Source organism: Hydrogenivirga sp. (assembly GCF_056450045.1).
Map to the genome: position 1 here is coordinate 1 of NZ_JBWONM010000068.1, position 6,857 is coordinate 6,857.

The window sequence follows — 6,857 nt, forward strand, 5'->3', positions numbered from 1 at the left end:
GTATGTGGACTCGGTTAATGTGATAGGTGCAAGTGAGCCCATACAGGAGATTGACGAACTTCTCAAGCCCGGCAAAAGCTTTGAGGTAAGAGTTCACATAGATGAGGACTCAAAGAAAGCCCTTTCAAAGGTGACGGAGAACCCATACCTTGAACTGCTTGACCTTGAGTTTCTGAAAGAAAGTACCGCTGAGCTTTACAGATTCCTGCTCGATGTGGACAGGAAGTATTTTGATAGACACGCCTCTGAGATAAGGGGAGACCCGCTCAAAGAACCTGAAGAGGCTCTCACAGGAGGGGACTTCCTAGTGAGGATAGGTAAGCATCAGGGATTCTTAAGCGTGACTCTAACTATCACCATTCTTATGGGGGACAAGGAGCTCTACGAAAAGCTCTATAAAGAGGTTGTGCCTAAATTCAGCGGTGAGGTCAACAAAACGAGAAAGCTGACTTCGGAGGGTAAAGCCCTCGGATGGTGCAGGCTGGTGGAGGAGGGTTGAAATGAAAACCCTAATTACCAGCCTTGGAAGGGGTCAGTTTAATAAAGAGACTAAGGAGTTTGATTACTTTGAGGTTCCCTATGCGCTGCCCAACGGGAAGACTTACAAAACCAGGCTCGTTGCCCGTGCGCTGATTGAGTATATAAAACCCGACGAGGTCTATATAGTAGGCACATCAGAGTCCCTCTGGGAACTGGCGGACAGCTTGATAAAGGACTACATAAAGGTAGAGATACCCTACGGCAAGAGTCAGGAAGAGTTCTGGGATATGTTCAGAAAGGTTTACTCTATAGATGTTCAGGAAAAAGAACTTTATATGGATATAACCCACGGCTTTAGGTCTATACCCTTGATGACTACCACGATGGTAAACCTCTTCACAAAGGTAAAGGGCGCACGTATAAAAGGTGTGTACTATGGCATATACGAGGCTAAATCTAAAGATGGTATCGTTCCCATAATAGATCTCCTTCCCTTCATAGAGCTGAACAAGTGGATAGAGGGCTTTACCCTGCTGACCCAATACGGAGACGGTCTCTCTATAGCGGAGCTGATAAAGAAAAAAGCACAAATCTATCCTGACAGGAAGAGCCTCGGAAGGATAACCTCCCTCCCCAAGGTTCTGGAGAAGTTCTCACAGGCTGTCAGCTTTAACGCTCTTGAATTGATAACTAAGTCCACGAGAGACCTTATAAACTGCCTTGAAGACATAAAGGAGCTTTCTACCGGCTTTGAGGCTCTTGAGCTTCTAAAGGATGCCATACTCTCGGAAGCCCTTAAATTTTCTTCCTACGGAAGCGCCTGGGAAAGACAGCTAAAGCTCGTTAAGTGGCTCTTTGAAAAGAGAAGGTATTCGGAAGCACTCATTGCACTTGAGGAAACCATATTCACGCACATAATGGAGACCGTCGGGTTTGACTACCTTGATAAGAGAAGAGAAAAACTTGGTAGTGTGTTCAGGAGTGACTGCAGAGAGCACAAGGTGTTTACGAAAGAGGCAAATGGCCTATTCAGCAAAATACAGGAACTCAGGAACAAGACCGGACACGCCTTCATGAAAAAGAGCGTGAGTGAGGGAGATATAAAGGAAGCGGTTGAGACCTTGAGGGGGTATATAGATTCTACTGAAGCTATATTAAGAGAGGGGAGACTTATCAAGGATACAAGCAGGCTCAAGGAAAGTGTAGGAGTGTAGTTGTGGAAATCCTTATACTTCTGGCTCTTTTAGTGCTCCTGCCTTTTGGTATTTACAGATGGCACAGATCGGAGGATGATGAGGAAAACAGCATCACAGCAGATGACTATGAGCATTACCATCACCTCTACTCAACGGATAGCTCGGAGGACTATACCAGCTCTGGAGACGATATGTTTTCTTCCACATCCTTTTACTACGATGACGATACGGAAGATTCTTTCTCAGCTCACACGGATACGCTGACAGACCCATCATACTGCTTTCTGGACTACAACATCTACCATGACACCTGCTACGGCGATGATGATTGGTCAAGTTATGACGACCTTTGGGATGACTGGGACACCTGGGACGATGACTGATAGTCCATACATCGCCGACGGTATTATAATTCTCTGAAACATCAGTATGAGAGGTATTGAGAGAGTATATAAGGAGCTTATCGGGGATAAGGGGGAGAAGTTCTTGGGATTTGTCAGGTACGACTCCCTTAAACACCTTGAGGAGATTCTCAACACCGATCTCGGGGTAGAGGTTCGCATACTTGCCGGAGAGGACCCCAGAAAGGCTAGACCCTTCATAGGGTGGAGGTCAGGCGGTCTTATCACCCTGGTCTTCCTGACAAAGAAGAAAAAGAGGATAAAGATTGACATGAGTTTCTGCAAAAAGCTCGTTGGGGATTGCGAGTGGATAAAGGAAAGATGTTACGTCCTTGAGGACTGGAGAAGGAGAGGCGTATTCAGATACAGGCTCAGGGAGGAGCTTCTGGAAGGTTACGTCCTGTGCGGGAGGTGCGACGACCTGGATTTCCTTGAAGAGCTGAGGGAAGTTACCCATGAAGGATAAGATCGCACAACTGCTTGAAGGAGACCCGAAGGCAAGGGAGTTCTTCCTGCGGGAGATAAGGAAGGTAGCGGGTGAGATGGAACCCTTCCTAAAAGCTCGCCTAAAGGACGACTACGGGGAGGAGATCCTTTCGGACCTTCTGCTGAAGCTCCTGGTGATGAAGGATGCTCTCCTTCGCAAAGAGAGGATAAACAGGAGCTACCTGCGTAAGGTGATAAAGTCGTGCCTAATTGACAGGCTCAACAGAGAAGGCAAGCTCCAGACCCTGAGCATGGACAACCCTCTGTCAAGCGATGAGGAAGGAGAGGTAAGAAGCTTTGAAGAGATCTTCGGCGTGGAGGAGAACAAGGATCTCAGGATTGAGGCTGAGACGCTCTTTGATGAGCTCCTTTCCTTTCTCTCCGAAAGGGACAGAGACGTCCTGTGCTACTACATTTACAAGGAGCTCTACAGTAAGGAAGTAAAGGTAGAGGGAATGTCAAAGAGCGCCCTTTACAAGAGGTGGGAAAGGCTCAAGGCGAAGATAAACAGGAGGCTCTCCTTTGTGCCTACGGAAGAGGAGTTCAGGCTCTTTGCAGAGAGGTTTCTGTCAGAAGTTTGTGCGAAGAGAGGTTTTAAGTAATGAGCGGAGAAAAGGATATGCAGGGGGTCTTATATAGAAACTTCTTAAAGAGTCTGGGGGACGAAGTCCTGGAGGTTCCAGACCCCCAAAGACCTGAAGTCGGACAGGTCCGACTTTTCCTTATGACCCCCCCAGAGTATATCCTGATAACGGAAAAGGTGCACGAAGACCTCTTCAAGATAGTCCCGCTTACGTCTTACATCCAGCTCGCCATCACCGACAGATACCCGCCCGTGGTTCAGTGGCGGGGACTGAGGCTCGTTCCCCTTCCCTTTGAGGTTTATATAGCAAGGGGACTGCTGGAGAGACATTCAAAGCCTGTATTCAAGGTCAGTAAAGGACTCGTCAGGGTGAAAGAGTACGCAAGCACCGCAAGGATAAAGAAGATAGGAAAGTGGAGGGAAAAGTTTATAAGAAAGAACATCCAGAGGTGGAAGGACATCAATCTTTCTTCCCTTGTCGCGGACGCTCTTTCCGCGGAAGCAAGGGAACCCGCCCCGGTGGTGATAGAGTTCCCGAGCTCCCTTCTGGAGGGGAGGAGTCTTCCGCTCGCCGCTCAGCCCTCAGAGGCTCTCAGAGGTGAGAACTGGCTGGGGGTTTGGGAAGAGGGGAAGCTATACCTCTACCTGCCCGAGGAGTATGAGGGGAAGGATATAAGGTTAAGCTACAGGGGTGAGGTTCTGTATGAGGGTCCGGCTTCCCCTGTGGTAGTTCTGGAAAACGTGCCAGAAAGGCTCACAGACCTTGAGGAGGAGCTCAATGTTCAGGTTCTCGGTGATTGATCCGGAGCACCTTCTTAAGCTCCTGAAGGCAGGTAAGCTTGACGAAGACATTGATGAGCTCTTTTCCCAGTTCTGGGAGCTTCTCCCTTCGGTTCAGTTTGAGATCGTCAGATACGTGAAAGAGAGGTCCGTTTTTCCCTCAATAACTACCTTGCAGGACGCCTTCGGCGTGGACTACGAAGACGCAAAGAGGCTTTTAAACGCTCCCCACAGGGAGTTCTTAGTCCCGGTGGTTGACAGCGCAGGCAGGGGACTTCTCGTGAGGGGTCTCTCTGTGAGGGGAACCGGAGAGCTTATAACGAACCAGAGACACCTCTTAAAGAGCATGGAGGTGATAAAGAGCTTCCTCGGGGAGGGATTTGCCCTCTTCTTTGACTCTGAAATAGGTGGGGAAAGCTACATGTTGCCCGCCGTGGTAAGTATGTACATAGATAAACCACCGCCGGAGGCGGTCTTTACAGGGAAGATAGACGAAAAAGGCAACATATACGAGGTAAACGGACTTGCGAAGAAGAGGAAGGCTGTCCGAGAGAGGGGACTCAGGCTGGTTGAACCCTCACGCCTGACCCGCCTCCAGGACCTCAAGAGCTGGTGTGATGCCGAGTCTTACGATGTGCCCCTGTTTGTGACCAACAGCCTCCAGAACTATGAGGGTGAGCTCGCAAGCTTTTACTCCGGTGTCCGCATAGAGAAGGTTGACTACGTCCTGAACTACCTTGAGGTTATAAACGGCATAGGCAGAGAGGATCTGATCCTCAGAACGGGACAGCTGTCGCCGGAGAGGGAGGTGTGGCTGGGAGCGATTAAAGGCTTTTACGCCATTCTTAAGAGGCTGGAAAAGAGCCTCGGGGGGAGGGAGGTGCCCCACATCGGGATAAAGGGACCCTCAGCCCTTGCCTTCTCTCTCGGAGCTGTTTTCGGAAGCCAGAAACCCTTTGTTTTCTACCACTTCCAGAACGGTGCCTACCACCCCATTGAGGTCAGAAACGTCCGTTACCTGAAGGAGAGGGTGAAGGAGTATGAGCACATTGAGGCGAAGGTCGTTCCCGGCGGAGATACCCTCGTGGTAATACTCTCCATGGCTCACCATGACCCCGAGAGCGCGGTGGTGGAGTTTGCGAAGGATAGGAAGCCCACCTACCTGGTTCTGAGGCACAAAAGGACGGGCAATCTGCCGCCCGAGGGGATGGCTGTAAGCGCCCGAGAGTGTGCGAGCAAGGTCCAGGACCTGAGGGCTGAGAGGAACTACAGGGAGTTTCACTTCTTCCTCGCCTGCCCAGTTCCCCTCGCCTTCATGTTCGGTGTAGCCTTTGGCTTTTACAACGATGGCTGGGTCTATCAGCTTTACGGTGACAGCTACGAGAGGGTGGTGAGCCTGAAGGATGTGAGGGACGTAAGGGAGGGTCAGTTCTAAAACAGAACGAAATTAGCTCAAAACGGTTCTGAGATAAAACTATATACTTGAAAATCCCTAAAATCAGTTCTATTTTAGAACCATGGACGCGGACAGGGTGGTGTCTCTCGCGGAAGAAATCCACCAGAGGCTAAAGATCTCCCTGCCGGAGAGGATGAGACCTTACTACGATTCGGTAGCCATTGAGGAGATAAGAGCTTCTATAGTTTACGGACAGAGGGGTGCAGGAAAGACCACCTTTCTCCTTTACAAAACGAAAGATAAATCCTTCCTGTATTTATCAGCAGACAACCCGCTGGTTGCAGCTCTGCCCCTCTACGAGGTTGTCAGGGAGGTGTTCAGAAGGGGCTATGAAGGTGTTGTGATTGATGAGGTTCACCTCGCAAAGGACTGGAGCCTTCACCTGAAGGCTCTTCATGACGATTACCCAGACAGATACATCTGGGCGAGCGGGAGCAGTAGCCTTCTTGTGAAGAAGGGCGTTGCAGACCTCTCCCGCAGATTCGTTCAGATAAGGCTTCCTCTGATGTCCTTCAGGGAGTTCATCTATCTGAAGACGGGAACGCTTCCCGAACCAGCTGACCCCTTCAATATAAAGGAGAAAGACCTTAAACTCGTCAGAAAGGTGAACGTGCTGGGGCTCTTCAGGGAGTACGTAAGCTCTGGAACGAGACCCATATTCCTTGAAGGGGAGTACTGCAGGAGAATTCAGGGAATAATTGAGAAGACCATATTCTACGACGTGCCCTTTTACCTTCCCTCAATACAGGGAAATCATCTAAGGCTGATGAGCGCCGTGATAGGACACCTGATAAGCTCTCCCGTCCCTACAGTAAACGTCTCTAAGCTCTGCAGTGAGTGGCACATAGGCAAGGAGAAGCTCTATCAACTCCTGAGCGTGATGGAAGCTGTTGAGCTGTTGAGGATCGTCAGGAGGAAGGGAGACAAAAGCCTTTACTCAAAGGGTGCAAAGATGCTTATAAACGACCCTTCGGTCTATCACTGCTTCAACGGGAATATAGGAAGTGCAAGGGAAGCCTTTGTCGTCTTTGCCCTTTCGGAGAGGTATGAGGTCTATGCAAGCCAGAGGGAAGAGGACTACGATTACCTTATAGACGGCAAGAAGGTAGAGGTTGGAGGAAGACGGAAAGAGCCAAAGTCAGCGGATTACATAGTAAGCGACGATTTAGAACTTCCAGTAAGAAACAGAATACCCCTGTGGATCCTCGGAATGCTCTGGTAGGAGCTTTGGCAATCCCTCACTTTTTAGGGATGACTGCAACAAAAGGATATGGGAAATAGGGATAAACCCCAAAAAGATGTGTCGCAATCCCTCATTTTTCAGGGATGACTGTAACCAGAACGAGAAATTACGGTAGGGTCTGGGAACTTGGTATTGTCGCAATCCCTCACTTTTCAGGGATGACTGCAACTAGTGGAACTCCATAGAGCGGACGGGGATATACCGATCGTGTCGCAATGCCTCACTTTTCAGG

8 protein-coding genes are annotated in these 6,857 nt (G+C 49.5%); all 8 read left to right on the plus strand.

Annotation, left to right across the window (positions count from 1 at the left end):
• Nucleotides 1-499: hypothetical protein (locus AC1HCM_RS02745; protein ID WP_479460245.1), on the plus strand; the 499-nt coding region annotated here is incomplete at its 5' end.
• A gap of 1 nt (nucleotide 500) precedes the next feature.
• Nucleotides 501-1,694 carry a TIGR02221 family CRISPR-associated protein gene (csx2, locus tag AC1HCM_RS02750; protein ID WP_479460246.1) on the plus strand — a complete coding sequence of 398 codons (1,194 nt, stop codon included), beginning with the start codon at nucleotides 501-503 and terminating at the stop codon, nucleotides 1,692-1,694.
• A 173-nt stretch (nucleotides 1,695-1,867) separates the two neighbouring features.
• Nucleotides 1,868-2,059 (plus strand): hypothetical protein, encoded by a 192-nt coding sequence (locus tag AC1HCM_RS02755; RefSeq protein ID WP_479460247.1) that lies wholly within the window; start codon nucleotides 1,868-1,870, stop codon nucleotides 2,057-2,059.
• Nucleotides 2,060-2,105: 46 nt separating this feature from the next.
• Nucleotides 2,106-2,543 carry a hypothetical protein gene (locus tag AC1HCM_RS02760; protein ID WP_479460248.1) on the plus strand — a complete coding sequence of 146 codons (438 nt, stop codon included), beginning with the start codon at nucleotides 2,106-2,108 and terminating at the stop codon, nucleotides 2,541-2,543.
• Complete coding sequence (locus AC1HCM_RS02765; RefSeq protein WP_479460249.1) at nucleotides 2,533-3,165, plus strand: sigma-70 RNA polymerase sigma factor region 4 domain-containing protein; 633 nt, start codon at nucleotides 2,533-2,535, stop codon at nucleotides 3,163-3,165. The genes AC1HCM_RS02760 and AC1HCM_RS02765 overlap by 11 nt, the downstream gene beginning before the upstream one ends.
• Before the next feature lie 17 nt (nucleotides 3,166-3,182).
• Nucleotides 3,183-3,947: a hypothetical protein gene (locus AC1HCM_RS02770; RefSeq protein WP_479460250.1), complete on the plus strand. Its 765-nt coding sequence runs from the start codon at nucleotides 3,183-3,185 to the stop codon at nucleotides 3,945-3,947.
• Nucleotides 3,925-5,361 carry an SAVED domain-containing protein gene (locus AC1HCM_RS02775; protein WP_479460251.1) on the plus strand — a complete coding sequence of 479 codons (1,437 nt, stop codon included), beginning with the start codon at nucleotides 3,925-3,927 and terminating at the stop codon, nucleotides 5,359-5,361. Before AC1HCM_RS02770 ends, AC1HCM_RS02775 begins: the two co-directional genes overlap by 23 nt.
• Nucleotides 5,362-5,443: 82 nt before the next feature.
• Entirely contained in the window at nucleotides 5,444-6,604 is a 1,161-nt protein-coding gene (locus AC1HCM_RS02780) for an ATP-binding protein (RefSeq protein WP_479460252.1), read from the plus strand.
• Nucleotides 6,605-6,857 lie beyond the last annotated feature (253 nt).

Coding starts and splice junctions, on each gene's coding strand:
- csx2 (WP_479460246.1), top strand. CDS start 501: ATGAAAACCCTAATTACCAGCCTTGGAAGGGGTCAGTTTAATAAAGAG.
- AC1HCM_RS02755 (WP_479460247.1), top strand. CDS start 1,868: ATGTTTTCTTCCACATCCTTTTACTACGATGACGATACGGAAGATTCT.
- AC1HCM_RS02760 (WP_479460248.1), top strand. CDS start 2,106: ATGAGAGGTATTGAGAGAGTATATAAGGAGCTTATCGGGGATAAGGGG.
- AC1HCM_RS02765 (WP_479460249.1), top strand. CDS start 2,533: ATGAAGGATAAGATCGCACAACTGCTTGAAGGAGACCCGAAGGCAAGG.
- AC1HCM_RS02770 (WP_479460250.1), top strand. CDS start 3,183: ATGCAGGGGGTCTTATATAGAAACTTCTTAAAGAGTCTGGGGGACGAA.
- AC1HCM_RS02775 (WP_479460251.1), top strand. CDS start 3,925: ATGTTCAGGTTCTCGGTGATTGATCCGGAGCACCTTCTTAAGCTCCTG.
- AC1HCM_RS02780 (WP_479460252.1), top strand. CDS start 5,444: ATGGACGCGGACAGGGTGGTGTCTCTCGCGGAAGAAATCCACCAGAGG.